A 24,978-nucleotide genomic window follows, 5' to 3' on the forward strand; every position below is an offset into this window, starting at 1 on the left:
TGTAAAAAGTCAGGCAAAATGCTTAACTACTCAATTAATTGATTCTATCATATTTTTACCAGCTTGGCAAACCCTGCATACATCTTTTTAATTCCAAATTTCTCAAAATTCACTTTGACTTCAAAATCTCTGTCTCCGTCAACTATTTCAAGAACTTTTCCTACTCCAAACTTTATATGCTTTACGGTATCACCTACAGCGTAGTCAAGACTCTGTGCCTTTTCAACTTTAAACTGCTTTCCGAAACTGAGTGTTTTCTCAAAATTATTATTTACCGGAGTTTTTGTCTCCCAAGGCAATTCCCCGCCAAAACTACCGCTTCTTTCTGTATACCTTTTTTCGGTATCAAGAACATGTTTATTTAAAAGTTCTCTTGGAATTTCACTGACAAACCTGGACATCAAAGAATACCTTGTTTCACCATTCACCATTCTCTGCTTTGCCGATGTAAGTATAAGATTTTTCTTTGCCCTTGTAATACCTACATATGCAAGTCTTCTCTCTTCTTCCAAATCCTCTCTGGAATTTGAACTCATAGCGCTTGGAAAGAGACCTTCCTCCATGCCGGCAAGATATACAGTATCAAACTCCAATCCCTTTGCACCATGTAAAGTCATAAGTGTGATCCTGTCGGCATTTTCATCCATCCTGTCAATATCGGCAACCAAAGATACATCTTCAAGGAATAATGAAAGTTCTCCGTCCTCGTATTCTCCGGACTTATTTATAAGCTCGTCGATATTTTCTTTTCTGCTTTCACCTTCAATTTCACCCTCATCATAGAGGCTTTCAATATATCCGGTTTCATCCAAAAGTTCTTCAATCAGATTTGCAATATTTGCCTTCTGTGCTACCTTCTCTCTAAACTCCTCAATCATTGTAATAAAACTCTTGATTTTATCACTTGCCTTACCTACTCCGGCCATTTCACTGATACTCATAGCATCATAAAGACTTATATTGTTTTCGTTTGCATACTCACTTACCTTTGCAATAGTGGTAGCTCCTATTCCTCTTTTCGGCACATTGATAATTCTAAGTAACGCAATATCATCATTGCCGTTGGCAATAGTCTTTAAATAGGCAAGCACATCTTTTATTTCTTTTCTTTGATAGAAGTTTACACCGCCCACAAGCTGATAGGGAATACCCAAAGTTACACATCTCTCCTCCAAAAGTCTGGACTGTGCATTTGTCCTGTAAAGCACTGCAAAGTCTCTGAAATTATCCCTTGCTCTGTCTCTGATATCCTTTATTATATTGTCAGCCTCTTCACTTGCAGTCTGAAATTGGCGAAGTTCTATATTTTCTCCACTTTCTCCCTCTGTCCAAAGACTTTTATCTTTTCTGCCACGGTTATTTTTTATAACAGCATTTGCCGCATCAAGTATATTTCCTGTGGAACGATAGTTTTGTTCAAGCTTTATTACCTTAACATTTTCAAATCTATCCTCGAAACTTAGGATATTTTCAATATTTGCACCTCTAAACTTATATATACTCTGGTCATCATCACCTACCACACATATATTTCCGTATTTTTGTGCAAGCAAATAAATAAGTCTAAACTGTGCCGTATTGGTATCCTGATACTCATCCACCATAATGTATCTGAATCTGTCTTGATAATAATCAAGCACTTCAGGACATTTTTCAAAAAGTTCCACGCTTCTGCAAATCAGGTCGTCAAAATCCAGTGCATTATTCTTTTTTAGAGTACTTTGATATATCTCATAAAGTCTGGCCACACCCTTTTCATATGAATCCACAGCCGATTTCATATATTCAGAAGGTGACATGAGTTCATTCTTACAACTTGAAATAATGTTAAGTACTGCTCTTTCCTTGTATACTTTTGTGTTTATATCATGCTCTTTGAAAATCTTTTTCATAAGAGTTTTTTGATCATCACTGTCATATATTGTAAAGCTGTTGTCAAAACCAATTTTATCAATAAATCTTCTAAGAAATCTTACACAGCTTGAGTGGAATGTCATTACCCAAACAAAATTTCCTTCTTCACCTATAAGTTTTCCTATTCTTTCTTTCATTTCCTTGGCAGCTTTATTTGTAAAGGTGATTGCCATGATATTGTAAGGATCTACATGTTTTTCCTCTATCAAATATGCAATCCTATGCATAAGCACACCGGTTTTACCGGAACCTGCTCCCGCCAAAAGCAAAACCGATCCCTCTGTAGTAAAAACCGCCTGTTTTTGTTTATCATTTAATTTATCGTATATAGTAGACATAATACCTCTAAAAGTTTTCTTTACTTCATTTTAGACCAAAACATATGTTCTTGCAAGCCTTATAAAAACTCTTCTCTTATTCTTTTATTTATATAATTGAGCACTCTTTTTTTATCTGCACTCCACATAGGTTCAATTAAAAGCTTTTTGTCTCCGTCTCCCGTCATTCTATGTATGATCGTACTCTCAGGCAATATTTTCAAACAGTTTATAAGTACCTCTGTGTATTCTTCCAGACTCATTATTTTAAACGGGTGATCTTCGTATTCTTTTGCAAGTCTTGTACCTCTTAATATATGCAGTCCATGTATCTTAATTCCGTCTATTTTCTTTTTCGCAAGATACTTAGCTGTTGCATACATATCATCTTTCGTTTCACCCGGCAAGCCCAAAATCATATGCACAATTACTTCAAAATTTCTTTTCTTTAATTCATCATATGTTTTTTCAAAAATATCAAGTGTATAACCTCTGTTAAAAGCCTTTGCAGAATCTTCATTTACAGTCTGCAGTCCAAGCTCTATCCAAACCGGCTTAATCTTATTTAATCTTTCAAGGGAATCCAACATATCTTCACAAAAGCAATCCGGTCTTGTAGCAATGGAAAGTGCCACTATTTCATCTCTTTGTATCGCCTGTTCAAACAGGCTGATAAGTCTCTTTGTATCACCGTAAGTATTTGAAAATGATTGAAAATAAGCAATATATTTTCTATCACTTTCCTTTATTGAACCGGGAATTTTAGCAGAGATCAATATCTTTGCTTTTTCTATTTGCTCTTTTATATCTTCAGAGCTTACAGCAAACTCACCCGAACCCTTATCAGAGCAAAAACTACAGCCACCCACCCCAACCTTTCCATCACGGTTGGGGCAGGTGGCTCCTGTAGTCAGTGCCAATCTATACACCTTTGTTCCAAATTTTTCTTTACAATAATCTGATATTGTTTTTATCATAATCCCACTTCCCTCCCTCACACAAACAGTCAGTAATCGGTAATAACAATTATTTATAACAATACACTTGTACACTGTCGGGGCATAACTATGAACATATGCTTGCCCAAGGCTCCGATATGTATGCAAACGCATATTTTTTTTACTCGCCCTGAATATGCTACCATCTAAAAATATTATTCTATAAGTTCATTAGTCCAGTTTGTTTCCTGGATTTTATTATCTATAAGTCTGATTTCTTTTGCTGTCTCATCAGCCTCTTTTTGCCAAGCTTTAACATCTATAACAGGAACTATCTTTATCTCGGTACTTCTTGCTCTGTCTGTATTACTGCTTCCCACATATACACTGTCTCTGTAAGCAGATGCTTTTACTTGCAGCGCATCCTTTCTTGCAAGCAATTCGGTAATAGACTTTCCGTCAACTATTGTTTCACAGTTTGTTTTATTGATAGCTGCTATCAAATATTCCAATCTTTCAACACAAGAGTCCAGCTCTTTTTTTAGATCCTTAGGATCTTCTGCAGGCTTTTCACCTTCCTGTACCAATATATTTCTGTTTAATCTTCCCTTCAAATCATCTATTTTGATATTAAGATCTGCTCTTTCTTGTAAAGCTACCGCTAATTTCATATAAAACTCCCTTCAAATCCTATTCTTTCTTTTCTTTAATTTGAATCACTATTGACATCAGTATAAAACATATACCGACAAAAATCCTCAGACTCATATGTTCTCCAAGGAATATTACTCCAAGTAAAATACTGCTCACCGGTTCTATAGTGCTAAGAAGTGCCGCTGTTTGAGCGCCACACATAGGTGCTCCGATTTGGAATGTAGCAAGTGCCAATGTAGATATAACAGCCGCCATAAATACACTCATTCCTATAGCTGTGGCATCCATTTGAAATCTGAACTTGCCCGATACAAGCATTACGATTGCAATCTCTATTGCAAGTAAAAATGAAAGCCATGCAGACATTTTCAGTACAGTTATCTTACCTGCTTTTCCATGTGTCAATACTATAATATATATGGCATAACCTACACCTGAAGCAAGTGCCATAACCATTCCCAAGATATTTATATTTCCGTCAGGTTGATAAAATACACCGATACCTATTGCACAGAACAATAAACATAACAGCTTTATCTTACTTATTTTCTTTCTAAAAATCAATAATTCAAGCAAAATAACTGCAGCCGGATATGAAAAATGCAATGTCGAAGCCAAGCCTGATGATATATAACTGTATGATAAAAACAGCAGTATACACATAATTACTTCAGGAACCGATAAAATAAATACTGAAATAAACTCATCCTTTGTCAGCCATATACTGTTACCGAGCATCATATAAATAGCAGCAAATACAGCTCCGCTTATCAAAAATCTCAAAACTAAAAGACTGTATGCATCTCCTCCATGAGCATATATGATCTTTGCAAAAAAAGGCTGAAGTCCGAAGAAAAATCCGGACAGTAATAAGTATATTTCACCTTTTATACGAATTTTCTTTTCCATAATCCCCCCTCAAATCCAATAATTAATTTTATTATACAATATTGCTTCCGAAAATTCATCTATGATTATATATCCATTGATTTTCCATCCAGGAAAGCTTCACTCAGTATTTCATCCTCATTATACACGAGTTTCAGTGAGAAAAATTCCTTTCTCTCTTCTAAGAGTTTTAGAAAGATTTTATCTCCTTCCCAGAGATTAAGATTTAACACATCTTTTTTATCTACCCACTGTAAAACACCTTCATTACATTCTATAGGCTCACCCTCTACATTTCTTCCGACAAAAAGGTGCATATACTCTACGACCTCTTCCCCTGCTTTGCCATATACAAAGGTTACGATGCCTCGAAAATCAAAGTCAACCAGTTCATATCCCGTCTCTTCTCTTACTTCTCTGATAAGGCAATCCTCAGGACTTTCCATTTCCTCAAAATGTCCGCCAACCCCTATCCACTTGTCCTTGTTTATATCATTCTTTTTACTTACTCTATGAAGCATCAAATATTTATCATCTCTCTCAATATAGCATAGCGTGCAAAGTTTAACTTTTCTCATTACTTGTCCTTTCTGTTTCCATACTTGTCAAATCTTCTTCTAAGTGATATCTCTGTAGGAATAACCGGCAAAAGCATTGCAACCAATTGAACATAACATATGATCATTCCGGCAAATCCTACAGTATCTTTATCTTTTCCAATAAAAAAGATAAAGGCAATTATACTTATTACCCCTACCGGAATACCGAATCTAAACCAAAGCTTACCAAAAAATCTATTTGCATATTCCCAGGTTTCTTCATTTTTCATAGACATTGACGTTCTATATCCTGAGTATGCAAACTTACTCTTTGGCTTTTGTGGTGGTTTTTTATTATAAATATATCCAAAAATTATCATAGTCAATGGAATAAGTAAGTTCATTACCAGCATAAAAATCCAAAATTTCATAAGTCAACCTACCTTTAAATATTATAGTTTAATGCACGCAAAACAACGAAAATAGTCCAAAAATTTTCACTATTCTTCTTCCTTATGCTATAATATTAACATATATATTTTTATACTTAAAGCTATAATATATTTATTTTTAGCTGTAAGAATAAAATTCGTAATCATACAAGTGAAAGGAATCAGCTCATGAAGCTTATGCATCTATCCGATTTACACCTTGGAAAACGTGTAAATGAATTTTCCATGCTGGAAGACCAGACCTATATCCTCAATAAGATCATTCACATTATAGATGAGGAACAGCCAAGCGGTATAATACTTGCCGGTGATATCTATGATAAGCCTATTCCTCCTGCCGAGGCGGTGGAGCTTTTTGATGATTTTCTCTATAAACTGTCACAGAGAGATCTGAATGTTTTTATAATAAGCGGCAATCATGATTCTGCCGAGCGTATTGCATTCGGTTCCAGACTTTTTGATAAAGCCGGTATACATCTGTCTCCGGTTTATAACGGCAATATTTCTCCAATCGAATGTACTGATGATTTTGGAAAAATCAATATATACATGTTACCGTTTATCAAGCCTGTTCATGTAAGAAGATTCTTTCCGGATGAAGAAATATCCTCATATACAGATGCCATGTCAATTGTAATAAATAATATAAATATTGATACTGATATCAGAAATATCCTTGTTACTCACCAGTTTGTTACAGGCTCTTCAAGAACAGAGTCGGAGGATATATCTGTCGGTGGTAGCGATAATGTGGACTCAAGCGTTTTTAAAGACTTTGACTATGTGGCACTCGGACATATTCACCGTTCACAAAGCTGTGGAAATGAGTATATAAGATATTGCGGTACACCACTAAAGTACTCATTCTCTGAAGCAAATGATACTAAGAGTATAACCGTCATTGATATAAAAGAAAAAGGAAATATAGAACTTGATTTCATTCCTCTCACACCACTTCGTGATATGGTGGAAATAAAAGGTAAATATAATGATATTATGCTTAAGGATTTTTATGAAGGCAGCACTTTAAAAAACGACTATCTTCATATCACCTTGACTGATGAAGATGATATACCGGATGTTATAACAAAACTTCGCGTAGTTTATAAAAATATAATGAAGCTTGATTATGACAATCAAAGAACAAGAAACAGTGCTGAAATAAACCTTATAAACGATATGGAATCAAAATCACCTCTTGAATTGTTTGATATCTTCTATGAGTCAAGAAACGGTCAGCATTTAAGTGATGTACAAAAAGATTTTATAAAAAATATTATTGAGGATATTTGGAGGAATAAATAATGAGACCTATAAAATTAACAGTTTCTGCATTTGGACCTTATGCCGGAAAGACAGAGTTTGATTTTGACAAACTTGGTACAGGAGGACTCTATCTTATAACCGGTGATACAGGTGCCGGAAAAACAACTATATTTGATGCTATTACCTATGCACTTTACGGGGATCCAAGCGGTAATAACAGAGAAGTTTCCATGTTTCGCTCAAAGTATGCAAGCGATGAAACACCCACATTTGTTAAACTTATCTTTAATTATAAGGGAAAGGAATATACCATCAAAAGAAATCCGGAATATGAAAGAGCGGCACAACGAGGATCAGGGCTTACAAAGCAGACTGCAGCTGTGGAGCTTATTCTTCCCGATGGAAAGCCTATTACCAAAACCAGAGAGGTTGATAAGGAAATAAACAATATCATAGGTATTAACAGAGATCAGTTCTGTCAGATAGCAATGATTGCGCAGGGAGATTTCCTAAAACTTTTAATTTCACCTACCAAAGATAGAATAGAAATATTCAGACATATCTTTAAAACAAAACTTTATTCGGATCTGCAAAGCAGGTTAAAATTAGAGGCAGCTTCTCTTGATAACTCCTGTTCAAAAATAAAGCAAAGTATTTCACAGTATATATCCGGAATAAGTTGTGATGAATCCTCACTGCTTTCTACAGAGGTTACAAAGGTAAAAAACTCTGAATTACCTATAGATGAATGTATTGAGCTTATTGAAAAACTTATATCAGAAGATACTGCAGCTGAAGAAAAGGCTTCTGACTCTATATCTGAAATAGAAAAGCAACTTGATGTACTAAAGATAAATATTGAGCGTGGTGAGAATTATCTGAAAGCAAAGTCAGCCTTTGAGCAAAATGAAATAAAGATTTCAAGATTCACTGAAGATAAGCTCTCTTTAACAAAAGCTTTAGAAGAAGAACAGAAAAAAATATCACTCCAGGAAAAGCTTACTAAGGATTCTGCCACTATAGAGTCTCAATTGCCTGAATATGATGAGTTAAGTAAAAAAGAATCGGCCTTTAAAAACAATGCTGCAAATATTGAGAAAAACAATGCTCAGCTTATAAAAACAAGAAAAGATATAGAAGATTTAAAGGCTGAAATCGAGCGATTGAGTGAAGAATCAAAGACTCTTCAAAAATCCGGCGAGCAAAAGATTTTATTTGAAAATCAAAAGTCTGTTTATAAGGATAGCCTCTCAAAGTTAAATACTTTATTAAAGAGCATGGAAAGTCTGATACAAATTGCTGCTGAGTACAAAGAGGCTACTGTAATATATGAAAAGAAAAAAGCTGCAGCAAATGAGCTTGACCTATCTTTTAAGGTAAAAAATAATCTTTATCTTGATGCACAGGCAGGTCTTTTGGCAGAAACCCTTGTAGATAATATGCCCTGTCCGGTATGTGGTTCTCTATCCCACCCACAAAAGGCCGTCAAGCCCACTGATGTTCCGAAAAAGGATGAACTGGATGCTCTCCAGTCTAAGCTTTCAAAGGCTAATGCCGAGGCAACTGATGCCAGCCTTAGGGCAGGAAACTTAAGAGGTATCAAGAAGGAAAAGACAGATGCTACAGTGTCATCTATCAAGGAACTGCTCGGAGATATCGATATGAATAATGCCACCGATATTACGAGGTCAAAAATAGCCGAACTTGAAAGTAATATAAAAGTACTTGACCAAAATATCCGGGCGGAAGAGAAAAACATTGCCAGAAAAGAAGCTATTGAAGTCAGACTTCCTCAGTCACGTTCAAAGGTAGAAGAATTGCAAAGTAGTATAACTGCTATCAGCAATACTATAAGTACTTTGACATCTGAGAATAACTCACTAAATGCGAGAATTATTGATTTAAAATCAAAACTTCCATTTGCTTCAAAGCTTGAAGCAACCAGGGAAATACAAAAGCATCAAGAAATGATTTTAAAAATAAAAAAAGATATAGAGCTGGCTACAAAGAGATTAAATGAATGCAATGAAAATCTGGCTTCAGCCAATGCTACAAAGACCGAGCTTTCAAAGCAGATGGAAAATAAGCAGGAAATAGATCTTGAAGCTGAAAACAGGAAACTTAATGAACTTACAATAAATAAAATTCAGCTTAATAAAAACAAAGAAAACATTCATAGCAGAATAGTAAATAATCAGTCAAACCACGATAATATAAAGCTCAAATCCTCCGAACTTATAGATATTGAAAAAAAATACACTTGGGTAAAGGCATTGTCAGATACTGCAAACGGCAGTATTACAGGAAAGGATAAGATAATGCTTGAAACCTATATTCAGATGCATTATTTTGACCGAATTATCTCAAGAGCAAACAGCAGACTGATGATAATGACAGACGGCCAATATGATCTTATCCGTAGAGAGGAATCACTCAGTAAAGTCGGTCAAAGCGGACTTGATCTTGATGTAATAGACCACTACAATGGTACAACCAGAAGTGTAAAATCTCTATCAGGCGGTGAATCCTTTAAGGCTTCTCTGGCTTTGGCTCTTGGCCTTTCTGATGAAATTCAGTCTTCAGCCGGCGGTATACAGCTTGATACTATGTTTATAGACGAGGGTTTCGGCTCACTTGATGAAGACTCCCTTTCTCAGGCAATGAATGCTCTTGCCTCACTTGCAAGCAGTAATAAGCTTATCGGCATCATCTCCCATGTCGGTGAATTCAAGCAAAAAATCGATAAGCAAATCGTTGTAAAAAAAGACAAGACCGGCGGAAGCAGAGCTGAGATAATAGTATAGAAACAAGGCTATAGTAGTCGTTTTTGATTACTATAGCCCATTTTAAATATAAAGTATTATATACTATTTTTTAATCCACTCTCCCAAAGATCCGTCTGAAATCTCACTTAGGTAATAGTTTATTCCATTTTCATTAATCCATCCTGTCTCCATAACACCATTTTTATCAAATCTGAACCATGCATTTCTACCTGTATATGGATTAAATATATATGCCCACTGAGATGTTACACTCTTACCGTTTTCCACGTATTTCCAGACAATAGCACCGTTTAAAATCTCCATTTTCCATCCTGTAAATATGCCATGATGTATTCTTGTAATTACTCCACCTGTGTAAGATGATCTTCTCTTCTGTGAACCCGACCTACCACCATTGCCATTGCTCTTTGAGTCATTTGGTATAATTACTTTACTTTCATTTGAAGGTGATTGGTTATTATCATCTGATACTTTTGTATACTCCGTATCAAATAATTTATTATCTTGTTTGTCATCTTTTTTATCAGTACTTGGTAAAGCACTACCGGACTCTTCTTTAGCTACATCTATGTTTTTATCAGGTTTATCAGATATTATTTCTCCAAACTCTTTTCCACCGGCACCTGAAGAAAGTCTGTCCTTAGCCTCGGGTTTTAACAGCAAAAGGCCATTCATGTCAATTCTTCCGTCTTCACTACGCTTTGGCTCTACTTCTGTATCCAAATTAATGAAGTCATTTTCATCTACTGTAAGTACCTTTGATGCAGTGTTTTTCGAAATATTTTCCTCCTTATTCCAATAAAAGTTTGTATTATCCATTACATCTGAAGAATTTTGGCTTTGTAGTGAAATCTGTTCTCCTATATTTGTCCCCTTTCTAAATGACAATATACCTTTAGCACTGAAATCTGTTTTTAATGTCTTATCGCTGGTATACAAAGCCACATTGTAGCTTCCGTTGTTATATGATGTTGAATTGGAAATCTTTATATTAGGTCCGGAATTTGAATCAATTCCCTTCGCCTTATTTTCATATGAGATAGAATTATCCAGTTTATGTGCTCCAAAAACATTTGAACCACCCATCTTAAATCCATTACCGTTTCCGGCATCTAAAAGCAAGTTAGGTTTTTCAAATGATAAATTTCCACTCTCATCAACTGCTCCGTCAGCAAATTCAAAGTTCTTTTTATTACCACCTTTCTTCACCAATATATAACCGTTTCTATAAGCAACGCTGTTTTTTATTGTTACATTTCCTATGGCACCTGTTGCCACCTTGGCAAAAAGATCCCAGCCGTCATCAGCATTATACGCTGCTATACAACCGTCAAATATATTACCTACTCCTGATGTTATCTTAGCTGCAAATCCGTCTGCATCCTCCATCGCAGCATCAACATTATTCATTGATGTACAGTTTAGAATGTAGTTATAACTTGGCCATTTATCTATAGTATCATCGGCACTACCTGAAATCTGCAATCCTGTTGTTCCGTTATTAAATAAATTCAATCTTTCCACTATATTGTGGCTTCCCGAGATTTGGAGTCCTTTATATCCGTCTGCAGTATTTGTAATATTAAATTGTCTAAGTTCCCAATAATCTCCACCAAGGCTAAATCCTTTACCTGTCCTCTTAAAATCCAATGTGGCGAACCCGCCGTCACCTTGTATTTTAATTGTATGTCCTTCACTTCCGTTTATTCCTTTTTGTACAACAAGTGACCTACCTGACATATCATAAACTTCCGGCTTAAGTAATATCGTTTGTCCTGACTTTGCATATTTTAATGCAGACTCAAGGCTTATTGCACTGTCATATCCTGAACCGTCATTTTCATCCAAGCCTGCATTTGTAACATAAATAAGCCCGTCTTTTCCAATGGTTCTAAAAGTGACTGTTTTATTTAATATAATAGGAGCATAGGATTTGAACTTTACAAAAGGCTCCGGCTCATAACCGGCTTCAGGGGTAAACTCAACGCTGAAATTTTTACCTGATGATAAATCATAATCTTTCTTAAGTTCCTCATTATTAACTACTTCTACGCTATCTTTAAGTACATTATCCTGATAAATTTTAGCTGATCCGTTTGAATTAGCTTTAAATACCAAAGTATAATTATCTTCAGCCGCAGTATCCGGACTTGTAATCTTAGCCTGTAAATCTATATATCTGCTTTCTTGCGGCCTCCAATCATTTGCATCAAAATCACTCTTTTCAAACTTTATATTTGAATATGTGACATTCATACCTCTTGCAACAGCAAATCCTACATAAGCAAAATTGTCCTGTACACTCATTGGATCATTCAGCTCTTCATATCTGTTTATACTGTTTGCACGGATATCCTTTGCCTGTATAGGAATTACATACTTATAAAGTTCAGAGCCATCCATATCCAACTGATATACTACATAACTTGAAGAATTTTTCTCTAATCTGACTCTGTAAATATCTCCGCTACTTACTTTCCCTCCATCCTTGTCAAAGCCTAATCTGTAAACTTTAAATGTATCAGGATTAGGCTTTATCTTATTATAAATACCTGTGTATGCCCTTACTCCAAGCATATCCTTTACTTGCGTAGTAGAATTCAACTCTCCCTTAGGCAATTGTGTTGCACCTATAGATACTAAATTTGATTCGTAACTTGCCGCATCTCCTTTTTCACCTATAGAGTCCCTTACCATCAGTGCAAATCCTTCCTGTCCGTCAGGTTTGGGATTCATATAATCAATTCTTACATCCGCTTCAAGAATAAAATTTTCTTTGCTTGGATCTATTTTTGTATAATAGAAACTTATTCCGTCAGCAGGATCGGAAGACACGAACTTTCCACCTTTTTTATTTATACTTCCGTCTTTTTTATATGTTGCTGATTTTAAAATTACTTCTCCATCTATATCTGCATTATCATTTACAGTATTTGTAATTATAGATGTAGAAGGGCCAAAGTAAGTAAATTCCCATTCTTTTGCATTTGAATCCGTTGCCTTTGAAATCAAAGTATCACTTCTTTCACTTTCTTCTGATGATATACCCTCTACATTTGTCAAAGTACTTGCAAATACTTCTAAGCTGTTACTTAACAGTAAAATGCTTAAAATATATGCCATAAAACATCTTAAAATATTTCTTTTCATACCCTTATTCTCACGTTCCTCCTTTATTTTTATAGAATAAGCTAATTTACTTATATAACAAAAATTATATAAATACTATGTAAAAGTAGTCTAATATCTTCGCTACTACTGATTTTTTGCCTATATTAAATTACCTAAAACAAAAAATGGGTACTGCAAAATCGTTGTACATCAGATTTTGCAGTACCCTTTTTTTAGGTTCTGTTAAAAACTCAATTTAATAAATTGTCCATCAAATTATACTTTTTAAGTAATTCATTTCTGTATTCCTTATTAGTATTGGCTTTAAGGATTTTTTCCAAATCCCCTTCTCTTACCAATATTTTATTCAGCTTGCTTATTATATCCGCTCCTTTTTCAATACCTTTTGCCTCTACTCTATCAAGTACTTCACACATAGTCACTCGCTCCTTTCCGTTCAAATCATTTATAGGCGTTTGCGAAACGCCAAAAGCCGTATAAATACGACACTTTTTTGTTACTGAATATAAAAATCTCCTCTAGATCTGTGATATAATGGAGTTGCACAAAACCATAAACCACATCCCTAAAGGAGACATTACTATGATATCACAAAAACAACTCTCTTTGGCAGATATTTTTGAAGATTGTAAAGATATTTTTGAATCTGACAAACCTCAGTTTCTTACTCTGCTCGAAAATCACATTGACCTTGATGAGATTATTCCGTTTTCTTTTTACAATCATTATTATGCAGCCACAGGTAGAAATCGAAAATATCCTTTGACTGCTATGCTTTGGGCTTTGATCATTCAACGCCTGTTTTCTATTCCTACAGATTCTCTTTTACTGGTCTTCCTTCATTATTCCAGACATCTTAGAGAATTCTGCGGCTTTACCAAAGTTCCTGATGCCTCTAAAATCACTCGTTTTAAGCAAGATTTTTTATTGGACTTACAATCTGTTTTTGATAAGCTTGTCGATATAACTGAACCGATATGTAGGGATATTGATAACAACCTTGCTTCTATGCTTTTGTTTGACACTTCAGGTATTGAAGCTTATGTAACCGAAAATAATCCTAAATACGCCAACCGCATTATCAGGCAGCTCAAATCCTATGCAAAATCTATGAATTTTGATAGTTCTTATGACCATTATAAGGTGGCATATGCTTCTATGCCTACATCAGCTTCATCAAACCACATGAGGTTAAACAGCAGTACATTAACGGGCATTTCTGTTACGCTTACAAGTTCGGTATTATTACCAATGGACTTGGAATTGTTCGCTCCATTGATTTTTACAACAAGAGTTATCTTGCTTCCCATCCAGACATTGTAGTTGAAAAGAAAGCAAAGTCTCCGGATGAAGACAAATCGCTTGCTGATTCCAAAGCTTTACTGCCTACCTTAAAGGACTTTAAAACAAGGCATCCAGACATTAAACCATCTATATTCCTTGGTGATGCAGCCTTTGATACCATTGAGATTTACAAATCACTTTTTGAAGATTTCAATTTCACAAAAGCATTTATTCCTTTAAAAGTTAATCTCTCAATGGATAATGTTAAATATACATTCAATGAAAATGGTATTCCCTGTTGCCCTCATGATTCTTCGCTTCCGATGAAACGTGAAGGAAGTAAATCCCATTTAAGGAGCAAACTGTCTACAATGAAGTTCGTATGTCCAAAAATGAAATGGGAATACAACCGACAAGACAAGTCCAAACGGCGTGTCTACCACTGTGACAATCCTTGTACAACTTCTTCCTGCGGTAGAATGATTTATGTTTATCCTGAAAAGAATCTCAGAGCTTATCCCGGAGTAGAACGAGGTTCTAAAGCGTGGGATGAAACATATAAGATCAGGGTAAATGTTGAAAAATCAATCAATCACTTTAAGGACAGTTTCTGCATTGCCAAACGGAAAACAACAAATGAAAAAACACTGCATTCCGATTTACTGCTAGCCGGTATCTCACAGTTATTAACTGTAGTTGTTGCTGATAAAATCAACCAACGACAACTTATCAGAAGTTTAAAATCTTTAATTGCTTAGGACTTATCAACTTTATATAAGCACTATGCTTATTAAAGTGCGCCCAAATCTTGCAGTTATCAACTTTTTAGCTTGAAATTTGTGCTTTGCACAAATTTATCCTTGTATACAATAATGATTACGAACGAGCTCAGCGAGTTTCGCAATTACCTAAAGCTCTTTTATAGTTTCCTCAAATCTGTTATCTCTGGTCATTGCACTCATCAAATAGAGCAGCTCTTCTACATGCTCGATTGTAGTTTTATCAGCAGTATAGTCTCTCTTCGTTCGCATTTGGTAAAGATAATCAGCCAATATTTTAAAATCGCTTTTAAATAAATCTATTTTCACTCTATCCAAATATGCGATTTCAAAAAGGTTAATTTTAAAATCATTTACATAAGATTTGATATCTTTATGTACATTCAATATTTCTAAGAGTGTAGTAGGATAATTCCATCTTTTATCATACCCAAGATATAAGACCAAAGTAATCACAGGATACTTTTCCTTATACCTGTTTTCTTTTCTGGTCTGATTTACATACTCACTGCCGTCATATCCAAATACCCTAAGAGGCATTAAATTATCAGGTCTTGTCTGATTCTCTAATCCAAACAATGATAAATTTATTTTACTGTTTTGCCAGTATTTTGCAATATCTCTCTCCTGCAGTCTGACACTACTGCCTATCTTAAGCATACTCATGGGTAACGCATCTGACAATGAAGATTCGGCAACTACATCTTTGCCGTCAAATAAAAGTACATTTAAAATATCAGCAAATACATCATTGTACTTTTCAAGCATCTTTTGAGTTATGTCCTTATCTTTCATATATACTTCCCCTATTATACCAAAAATATTATTATTAGGCTGTTTTTTAATTAAATTTTTTAATAAAAGGGCCGTCACTTTTGTAACAGCCCCCTATGCACTAATCTATTCTTCTTTTCTTTTTTTGTATACAAAGACTATTCCCAACCCCAGTGCAATACCCAAAGTTATAACTGCCAGAGGAATATAGCCTGCTGATAAAAGTTTTGCCTGTGGCGCTTTTATTTCAAAGCTTACAGAAGCGATATCACTTAAATTACCTGCACTATCCTTTCCCTGTGCTTTTACGGTGTGCTTACCTTCTGTATAAATACTTAAGTTTATTGTACCGTCATCCTTAATTGTATACTCACTCTTATCAAGTAATTTATCATCCAACCAAACAGATTCTATAAAATCTCCCGGTAATTCCGTACTTAAAATAATATTTACATTACCCTCATAGGTCTGTTTATCTTCCACACCTAAAATCATAGCTACAGGCTTTGTGGCATCATATATAACTTCCACAGGCTTCATTGAAGACTTATTTCCTGCCGTATCTGTTACTTCGAGATTAAAAGTATATTTTCCGTCCTTATCTATTGACTTTAAAAACTTCAGCTCACCGTTTACAAACTCAAACGGCTCATCCATTCCGTTTATAGTTGCCGACACAATAGAAATTTCATCAGTGTTCCATACCTCAATACTTGGCTTAAAAGGCTTGTTTGTATACTGTCCTACAAGTTCTTCAGGCTTAAACTTAAATGTTGCGCCTTTTTTATTTACTGAGAAATTCACCTTCTTCTCGGTAACATTACCTGCCATATCATATATGGTTACGGTAAGTATATAATTATCATCAATGTATATAGGATCAAGATTTAATATATAACCTCCGTCCTGCTTCTTTGCCTTATATATAAGCTCTCTTGATTTTCCGTCCGCAACAGATGTAAGAGTAATCTTTGACTTTAACAAATCTATATTTACATCACTGTATTTCACTACAGGTGAGACTGTTCTTGCATTAGCAGTCAAATCTTCCACTCCGGTAATAGTAATATGTGGTGCTGTAGCATCGACATTAAACTTTTCTTCAAATCTTACTTTCCCGGATCCTGATCCCTGATTATTTTTAACAACTGCTATTCTATACTCACCGTCATCATCAAAAAGTATATTGGCTCTGTGATTTCCACCCTCCGAACTCCATGTATATTTTGCATTTGACAGTACTTCTTTTCCATTCACATTTTTGTAAACCGATACGGAATAATTGTTCTCATTAAAGTCGTTGTCATCTACATTTACATATGTCGATCTTGTGTTCAAGAATCCGTTTCCCCTGTTATTTACTATATCTCTGTTTATACTTACTGTATGTCTGACATTATTTATACTTCTTCCTGTATCCGTTCTTTCGCTTACGGAATTTCCGGTTCCGATAGGTTGGAAAAATTGCGGCACTTCATTTGATACATCTGTTACTTCTCCTGTTTGAACAGATTGAGGAGTGTTTTGTATTTCCGTATCAGTAGTTTGACTTGTATTATTATCTGTAATATCTCTGCTTGTAATATTATTTCTTATCACTGAACCGGATATATTTCTGTCAGTATTTACATTACTGCTGACATGATCCGTTCTTCCAACACTGTCTGTCCTTCCAACACTATCTGTTCTTCCTGCACCTGTCTCTTCCGTATTATTTCCGCTCTCAACTATAGTATCTGCTGTAATACTGTTTGTCATCCTTGATCTTTCTATAAGCTGTACATTTTCATGTACCTCATGAGATACTTCATGCTCTATAACAGGCTGTGACGCCAAAAAGAATATCTGATTCTTATTACCGTTTTTTGAAACAAACCGTCTCATATCTGTATTAACTGTGTTTAGGCTGTTTGCCCTTGTAATCTGTACACTTCGTCCAATATCAAAATACACATTACTTCTGTAAAGGATTATATTCGCATTGCCGCTTTCTGCATTGCTCGAATTTGAAAATCCTGTTCTGATTACCAAATCATCTCTATTTGTATTTGAATATGTTGCAATAGAAGAAGTCGCTATAGAAGAAGTCGCAACAGATGATGTGGCAAGAACCGGAGGTCTTGAAACATCATAATCCTCTATCTCAATATTTCCGCCGTTTAGAATTATATTCTTTATATTTTCAAAAGAATTTTCTACCAAAACAGGACTCCAGTTAAAATAACTCTCATCATTTGTATCACCCAAATCTCTTGGTGTCGGAAGTGTTAACTTTCCTTCCGAATCTAAGAATGATGAAACATTTCTGATATGATATCCTTCGCTGTCTCTGAAAATCAATCCTATCAAAATGTTTGTAGACGCCGCTGTGGAATCAAAAATAAAAGATCTGAAAATAATTTGAAATAAAAAACAAAAACAAATGATTACTGCAATTAACTTTTTTTCTATGCCTCTAACATTCATAATACTACCTGCCTCCTGCAATTAAATTAATTTCTTCGATAATTTCAAAATTTGTATTTTCATTGTGATTATTTAGAATTTGACCATGATAATTTTTTAAAAGAATTGTTTCGTCCGTATCTTTATTATTTTTACCGATATCATTTATACTTCTTTTTGCCGGTAATTTCCTCGAATTTATTTTCCTAAGAGGCATTGTTGTGTTTTGCATCTTCCGGTCCACCATCCACTTTTTCTTTGAACCATAACTTAAAATATCACTAAATGCCTTTCTTACTCCCATTTTAAACCATAACAAAATACTTATAAACAACATGATGACAGATGAAAAAATTCCGCTAAAAAACAGTATTCTATGCATCAGATACCTCCGACATTTTTCAATTTATTCTTTAAGGAAACGAAGTTGGAATTAAATTCTATATCAGGTAATTCCACTGCCTTCATATAAATCATAGCTGATGTATTCACATCTTTCATATCTATCAACAACATAGTCGAAAGACTTATATAAGCCGTAGCATCTTCAGGATATTTTTCTATAATATCTTCGTACTCTTCAACTGCCATTTTATATTCCCCAAGAGTTCTGTAAATATCTCCTATCCTGTTTTTAAATAAAACAGTCTGTGCAGTTGTAGCGAATATCAGGTATCTTTCATAATACGATACGGCTTCATACAAATCATTTCTTGATTCTTTTTCATCCGGCTCTATATTCGCTCTTCTGTAGTAAGCATCAGCAAATCCGAAGTACAACTCCGGTAAATATTTCTCTTTCAAATTCTTATCTATATAGGAACTGTTTAATATCTCACCTGCTTTATTTAAAAGTTCCATCGCTTTATCAAAAGGTTTTTCGCCCACCTTCTGTATGGCAAAAGCATTTGCTCTGTAAATTTTTGACAATGTAATATATATTTCCGCCTTTTCTTCCTCATTTACTTCTGTATTCAGATACTCATCAACATTTTTCATATCTTTGACTATAATTTCCCAATCCGTACCTATTTCCGATAAGGATCTTGACAATGAAGAATAATATTTTGCCTGTGGATATTTCTTTATATTTACTTTGTCAAAATATCTTGCGGCTGTTCTATAGTCAATATTAAACTCTGTATCCTTACTGTTGCCGAGAAAATAAATCTGTCCCATTCTCATCATAAGATCGTCATTATTACCCAAATTACCTGTTCCTGATGCAATCATTGCAGAAATCGCCATCAGTCCGTTCCTTGTCTGCCCAAGATCACAGTAATAATCAAGCATCCTTATATATGCTTCCGTACTGTTTGGGGATATATTTATAGCATCTTGAAAAAGTTTTAAAATATCGGAATCAACCACATTCTCGCTTCCTGTAGAAGCAATTTTAAGAGCCGCTTCAGATAAATAATTATTATAGACTTTTGATATTTCCCTTTTCTCCATTCCGTTTACAACGATAGCCATAGAGAAAAATGCAAAAGAAAGAATAAGACTTGCCGCAAACAAAAATATCTTCTTTTTTTGTGTTGCTATGTATGAATCATCCAAATCTCTGAAATGTTGCAGTGCATATGACATTTCTTTACAATCGTTAAATCTTTTGTCAGGATCTTTTCTTGTGGCTCTGAGAATTATCTTTTCAAGACCGTTTGACAAACTCTCGTTCCATCTTCTTATAGGATAAAGCTCATACGGAGGTTCTGAAGGATTAACGCCGGTAAGAAGATGATACATAGTGGCACCGAGATTATATATATCCGTCCTGGCATCTGTTTGTCTTAAAGTCTCTCCCGCAAACTGCTCAGGTGCGGCATATCCTATAGTACCCAGACATGTTGTATCCGACACACTGTCATAGTTATATTTTCTTGCCGTTCCGAAATCTATTAAAGTGATCTTACCGTCCGGTCTTAACATTATATTTGCCGGCTTCAAATCTCTGTATATTATCGGAGGTTTTTGTGAATGCAAATAGTCAAGCACATCACAAAGCTGTATTGCATAATCCGCCACTTTATCTTCTTCTATAGTTCCTTCTTCAGTCAAAATATCGGATAAAGGCCTGCCCTCCACATAATCCATTACAATTATTATGGTATCGTCACTTTCAATTATATCTGCGATACTTGGCAGGTAAGGATGCTTTAATTCTTTTAAGAGATTGGTTTCTGTTATAAGACTTTGTTTCATAATCTCATAATTTTTGTTTTTCTCTTTTCGCATCACCTTTATAGCCCATTGTTTATTTGCCTTTTCATTCATTGCCAAATAAACAATGCTCATACCACCCTGTCCAATCTTATTTAAAATCTTATACTTTCCGTCTAAAAGGCTGCCTATTTCCAACATATTACCCCTATTATTGAACTTTGACCAATGCCGCCGATATATTATCCTGTTCGTTTCTTCTAATATTCAATGATATCAGCCTCTTAATCATCTCATTAAGTTTATTACTTTCACATCTGCCAAGTAAACTAAGCATCTCTTTTTCAGATATCTCATGCCTGAATCCGTCGCTGCAAAGCAGTAAAATATCGCCTTTTTTTACTTCTCCGCAAAACATATCAGGATTCACCCGTTCTGTAGCTCCGATACATTGCAAAAGTACATTCCTTTTCGGATCGTTTTTTGCTTCTTTTTCTGTAAGTCTGCCCTCCGCCACCTCTTTTGCAATAAATGTATGGTCATTTGTAAGTCTCTCTATTTTAGATGATGATATTTTATATAGTCTGCTGTCTCCTACATGCCATACAAAAAATCTTTTTCCTGCCAAAAGAAAAGCTGTTATTGTTGTGCCGAGATATATACCATGTTCTTTGCCATAGCGGAGTAAACCTTCATTTTCAGAACTTATGATACTTCCTATATCTTCCCTCATTTTGCTTTCATCCCAGATACTTTCATATTTACTGTAACTGTATAAAAACCAGTCTGAAAATGCTTCCGCCATACTCTTACTGGCCAACTCACCACAGGAAAGTCCACCCATTCCGTCACAAATTATTCCGATACAGACTTCCTCGCCCTTAAATTTGGCTCTCTTTAAAATTACACTGTCTTGATTACAGCTCTTTTTTAATCCGACTTCAGTTTGTGCCGCCAAAAAATAATTCATATTTTATACCATGTGAAATTCAAATTCTTCATTTGATAAACTTATAATATCATTATCCCAAAGTTCAACTTCAACACTTGATGATACTTTTTCACCGTTTACCATTGTGAAATTCAGTGACTTCAAATCTCTTATAAAAAAAGAGCCGTCTTTTCTTACAATTTCCGCATGATTCCTACCGACTGAAGAATTGTCATTTATACAAAAATCAACATAGCTTTTTTCTCTTCCGATTCTGAAGCTTGACTTATCTATAAAAATTTTTTCACCCGTTCTCTTCCATACCAGAAATGCGTTTAATACATTTACAGACAGACCAAGTAATGTAGTCTCTGCAAAGCGATCTGAATTTTGTAAAACAGTGGTTTCGGCAAAATTATTTGAATATAATTTAGATGCTTCTGTCTTGTTATCAACGACTGAAACTTCTTTTTCCTTCTTTTTCCCAAAAAAAGAAAATTTCTTTTTAACCTTTGCTTCCTTGTGACTTACTGTTCCTACATTTACAGGTTCATCCTTACCCGGAATAAGAAAACTGTTTTCAAGTTTTACATCCGAATCAAGATTTGAAACCGGATTATTATTAACAGATTTGAATGTATTTACAGGAGATTGAGTATTTACCGGAGCCTGTGCTCTGTTACTGTATCCGGAATAATCCGGTTTTAACGTTCCAAATGATTCTTCAATATTGTTTATCCTTCTTTCTTTAAAATCGGATCTATTTTCCGGCATTGTGATATCGAAGTTTTCAATATGTTTTTTTTGCTTTATTTGGGATATTAATTGTAAGAATTTATTACAGGAAAATGATTCTTCATCTGAGAGTTGCCTGCTTATATCCGCTGCAAAATTTGCAGCCTTATTATTTTTAACCATCATATAGATCAGTAAATTTTTGAAGAATTCAAGTATGCTTAGATTATTTCTTCTGTCATACAATGGCAGAAGTATCATTTTTATATTTCCGTTATCTATAAAAATATATCTATTTTCCAAAATCAGCTGTGCTTCACCAAGCAAATATTCTTCTATATCCTTTACAGCTTTACAAATGTTCTCAAATACATCCAGTAGATCTTCCTTTGTAAGTTCTTCACTCAAATATTCATCCAAGTTTTTTAACTTTTCAGTTTTATACTTAAACTCTGTCATTGAATCATGCATGATTATATCTATTGGAAGCAAGTATTTAATATCATTATTTCTCATCATACCGATGCTTACATTGTCAATCTTTTCATTTTCATCAACATTATATATAAGCTCAATATACTTTTCAGTCTCATTACACTTAAACATATGGGTCTCCTATCTCAAATTTTCCAAAAATGAAACCTGTGACAATATCTCAGTCAAATCTTTGCTGTCTGCACTATAATGTTTCACAAAATCTCTTACAGACAGTTCTTTCGAAATAGAAATATTATTTAGGTCTTTTACTTTATTGCATATAAGAGTCATTTTATTTGTTATATCAATAGCTCCGTTATTTTCCATGATATGCAATGCTTCATTTAACTCGGACATTTTCTTTATTCCTTGCTTTGTATCATCGAAAACAAACACAATCTTATATGCAAACTTTGAAAAAGTATTCAATCTGCTTCCGAGGTCGAAATTACAGTCTATAATTATATGTCTGTATTTACCCATTCCCTTTATTTCTTTAATAAGTACAGATATATCCTCATCACTAAGTTCAAGCATATCCAGAGCCGTCCTTGATTTATTGAAGAAATTCAGCCCTTCACTTGTCTTTAAAACACTGCTTTCTATCTTTAATGAAACACTTTGCTTTTTACTCTTTATTGCATATATAATTTCATCAAATCCGATATTTCCATCTCCGTTTAAGAAAATATCGGATGAATTAAGTATTTCAAAATTTAAATAGAGTGTCGGTACTCCTCGCCTTGCCAATCTCTTTGCATAGGCTATAGCAAGAGAAGTAGCTCCCGCTCCTCCGTTTACCGGCATAAATACCTCAACCAAAGTATTATTTCCGTCATTAAATTTATATGCAATATCTCCATTTGTGCCGTCTGCCAGTACATTTAATATTTCCTTATATATCTTTTCAGGCTTTTTAAATTTGTTGATTGTCTTTATATTGTTTTTTCTCTCTATCAAATCCCTGTCAGAAAGATATGCCATGCTCATCTTTTCACTGTATGAAGATAAGTCATCTTCTATATTTTCCGATACAAGCATAACATCTATAGACTTGTTCCCTCGGTTATTTTCAAATGAATCTAATGAAGAAAAGGTCAATATTTCTATTCTGTCCTGATAATTTTTAATATAAAAATCCGACAATCTTCTCCTGTAATCCTCATCTGTGTCTATTAAAGCCAGTCTGATTTTCATTAAAAACCTCCTATTCTACAAGCTTAATAAATTTCCAAGTTCCCTTTTTCACAGCTGCCACACCGATACTGTTAAAGCAGCCTGCTTCACTAAACTCTAAATCAATAACTACTGTGGCTTTTTTATTTATATATCCCCAATTTTTTCCGTCATATACAGCGGCAAAACCGTTTGAAAAAGATTTTGCGTTCTTATATTCGGTCATTAACTCAATTTCACCGTTCTTATTTGCAAAACACCATTTATTATTTATTTTAACCGCTGCAGTGTCATCAGATACAAAGGCTTTTGCATCATCAAAACCTTCACTTCCAATCATATTTCCGTCCAAATCAAAAATATGATACTTACCGTCAAGCTTTGCTATATATACATTCTGTGAAGTCGCAAATCCGAAATCATCCGTTATCACATCATCATATATAAAATCTGTAACCTGCGAAAAATCATTTTTTATAATGGCCCATTTACCATCCTTTTTTACCGCCGCCCTCTTATTTGCAAATCCTCCTGCAAAATCATAGGTCAACTCGGTGGCTTTTTTTGCGAACTCGTCAATATAAGAATACTTTTCTCCGGTCTTATAAGGAGCCAACTTGTTTCCAAATACACCAAGCAAATCCACTTTGAATTCAGGTAAAAGCTTTTTATATCCGTTTTTTTCTATGTAATACCACTCACCGTCTTTACAAACGGCGGCATAATTTGGCTCCTTGCCATATGGTAATATCTCATCATATTGAGACTTTATCTTTTCACTTCCGTCCGACTTCATCAGTCCCTTTTTATCATTGTTTGTGAATACATAAAATCCGTTGTAGAATTCATCTATAGAAGCTCCGGCAAAATAGATTTCCGTATATACACCTCTAAGCTTGCCCTGCAATTCCAAAAAATTATCATCATTCGGTTGTCTTTCAAGATAAGCATTTACAACTTTCAGAGCATTTGCACTTTGCTTTCTTTCCATATAGTAATCGACGATCTTTTTTGTTATTTCCTTCGGATAATTATAATTTTCCAAAATCATACTTCCCTGTTTCTCAAATTCTTTATATTTCTTTAAATTGAGATAATCATCAAGAATCGCCTCTTCTACCGGCAGCTTATCCTTAGTAAATTCCAGTGCCTTCTTATATTGATCAAGGGCATCTATATAAATTTCTTTTTCATCAAAAGATTTCGCATTTGACATATGTTCATTGTATTTTTTGCGTTCCCTTGCATTGCCGCCTATTATATTGCCCCAGCCAAGTACCAACAGTAAGATTATTGCAGGTACCAATATCTTTTTCATTGTCATATACAGC

At 34.6% G+C, this 24,978-nt stretch carries 17 protein-coding genes and 2 pseudogenes; 3 read left to right on the plus strand and 16 right to left on the minus strand.

Annotated elements, in window-relative coordinates; translation table 11 throughout:
• Positions 1-47: 47 nt before the first annotated feature.
• The 6 genes from EHV10_RS10655 to EHV10_RS10680 form a co-directional block, all read right to left on the minus strand.
• The gene (locus EHV10_RS10655) at positions 48-2,252 is read right to left on the minus strand and encodes an ATP-dependent helicase (RefSeq protein WP_128674641.1); all 2,205 of its coding nucleotides are present in this window, start codon (positions 2,250-2,252) and stop codon (positions 48-50) included.
• Positions 2,253-2,311: 59 nt separating this feature from the next.
• Positions 2,312-3,208, minus strand: a complete 897-nt coding sequence (locus EHV10_RS10660) for a TIGR01212 family radical SAM protein (protein ID WP_128674642.1) — start codon at positions 3,206-3,208, stop codon at positions 2,312-2,314.
• A 176-nt stretch (positions 3,209-3,384) separates the two neighbouring features.
• Positions 3,385-3,840, minus strand: a complete 456-nt coding sequence (locus EHV10_RS10665) for a DIP1984 family protein (protein ID WP_128674643.1) — start codon at positions 3,838-3,840, stop codon at positions 3,385-3,387.
• Positions 3,841-3,859: 19 nt separating this feature from the next.
• Entirely contained in the window at positions 3,860-4,732 is an 873-nt protein-coding gene (locus tag EHV10_RS10670) for a DMT family transporter (protein ID WP_128674644.1), read from the minus strand.
• Between the two features lie 65 nt (positions 4,733-4,797).
• A complete protein-coding gene (locus EHV10_RS10675; RefSeq protein WP_128674645.1) occupies positions 4,798-5,289 on the minus strand; it encodes an NUDIX hydrolase in 492 nt (163 codons plus the stop codon).
• Positions 5,289-5,681, minus strand: a complete 393-nt coding sequence (locus tag EHV10_RS10680) for an SdpI family protein (protein ID WP_128674646.1) — start codon at positions 5,679-5,681, stop codon at positions 5,289-5,291. Before EHV10_RS10680 ends, EHV10_RS10675 begins: the two co-directional genes overlap by 1 nt.
• A 189-nt stretch (positions 5,682-5,870) precedes the next feature.
• Between EHV10_RS10680 and EHV10_RS10685 the strand changes: the two genes are divergently transcribed.
• Together EHV10_RS10685 and EHV10_RS10690 are read left to right on the plus strand one after the other, a co-directional pair.
• Positions 5,871-7,007: an exonuclease SbcCD subunit D gene (locus EHV10_RS10685; RefSeq protein ID WP_128674647.1), complete on the plus strand. Its 1,137-nt coding sequence runs from the start codon at positions 5,871-5,873 to the stop codon at positions 7,005-7,007.
• Positions 7,007-9,772: an AAA family ATPase gene (locus EHV10_RS10690; protein ID WP_128674648.1), complete on the plus strand. Its 2,766-nt coding sequence runs from the start codon at positions 7,007-7,009 to the stop codon at positions 9,770-9,772. The genes EHV10_RS10685 and EHV10_RS10690 overlap by 1 nt, the downstream gene beginning before the upstream one ends.
• 63 nt (positions 9,773-9,835) lie before the next feature.
• Here the strand turns inward: EHV10_RS10690 and EHV10_RS10695 are convergent, their stop codons facing one another.
• Together EHV10_RS10695 and EHV10_RS10700 are read right to left on the minus strand one after the other, a co-directional pair.
• A complete protein-coding gene (locus EHV10_RS10695; protein WP_128674649.1) occupies positions 9,836-12,904 on the minus strand; it encodes a right-handed parallel beta-helix repeat-containing protein in 3,069 nt (1,022 codons plus the stop codon).
• A 212-nt stretch (positions 12,905-13,116) separates the two neighbouring features.
• A complete protein-coding gene (locus tag EHV10_RS10700) occupies positions 13,117-13,302 on the minus strand; it encodes a hypothetical protein (RefSeq protein WP_243116126.1) in 186 nt (61 codons plus the stop codon).
• Positions 13,303-13,468: 166 nt separating this feature from the next.
• On the opposite strand from EHV10_RS10700, the pseudogene EHV10_RS10705 reads away from it, so the two are divergent.
• Positions 13,469-14,839 (plus strand): annotated as a pseudogene (locus tag EHV10_RS10705) (transposase).
• Between the two features lie 242 nt (positions 14,840-15,081).
• Here the strand turns inward: EHV10_RS10705 and EHV10_RS10710 are convergent.
• The 8 genes and pseudogenes from EHV10_RS10710 to EHV10_RS10745 all read right to left on the minus strand — a co-directional run.
• Positions 15,082-15,744: pseudogene (locus EHV10_RS10710) on the minus strand (Rpn family recombination-promoting nuclease/putative transposase); the annotation flags it as partial.
• Positions 15,745-15,849: 105 nt separating this feature from the next.
• Complete coding sequence (locus EHV10_RS10715; protein WP_128674650.1) at positions 15,850-18,189, minus strand: Ig-like domain repeat protein; 2,340 nt, start codon at positions 18,187-18,189, stop codon at positions 15,850-15,852.
• 4 nt (positions 18,190-18,193) lie between these two features.
• Positions 18,194-18,550, minus strand: coding sequence for a hypothetical protein (locus EHV10_RS10720; protein ID WP_128674651.1), 357 nt, complete (start codon positions 18,548-18,550; stop codon positions 18,194-18,196).
• A complete protein-coding gene (locus EHV10_RS10725; protein WP_128674652.1) occupies positions 18,550-20,529 on the minus strand; it encodes a serine/threonine-protein kinase in 1,980 nt (659 codons plus the stop codon). The genes EHV10_RS10720 and EHV10_RS10725 overlap by 1 nt, the downstream gene beginning before the upstream one ends.
• Before the next feature lie 10 nt (positions 20,530-20,539).
• Positions 20,540-21,298: a PP2C family protein-serine/threonine phosphatase gene (locus EHV10_RS10730; RefSeq protein ID WP_128674653.1), complete on the minus strand. Its 759-nt coding sequence runs from the start codon at positions 21,296-21,298 to the stop codon at positions 20,540-20,542.
• A 3-nt stretch (positions 21,299-21,301) separates the two neighbouring features.
• Positions 21,302-22,600, minus strand: a complete 1,299-nt coding sequence (locus tag EHV10_RS10735) for a DUF6382 domain-containing protein (protein ID WP_128674654.1) — start codon at positions 22,598-22,600, stop codon at positions 21,302-21,304.
• A gap of 9 nt (positions 22,601-22,609) precedes the next feature.
• Complete coding sequence (locus tag EHV10_RS10740) at positions 22,610-23,668, minus strand: P-loop NTPase family protein (RefSeq protein ID WP_128674655.1); 1,059 nt, start codon at positions 23,666-23,668, stop codon at positions 22,610-22,612.
• Between the two features lie 10 nt (positions 23,669-23,678).
• Complete coding sequence (locus EHV10_RS10745) at positions 23,679-24,971, minus strand: WG repeat-containing protein (RefSeq protein WP_128674656.1); 1,293 nt, start codon at positions 24,969-24,971, stop codon at positions 23,679-23,681.
• Between the last annotated feature and the right edge of the window lie 7 nt (positions 24,972-24,978).

The sequence above is a fragment of the Lachnoanaerobaculum gingivalis genome (genome assembly GCF_003862475.1).
Lineage (GTDB): Bacteria > Bacillota > Clostridia > Lachnospirales > Lachnospiraceae > Lachnoanaerobaculum > Lachnoanaerobaculum gingivalis.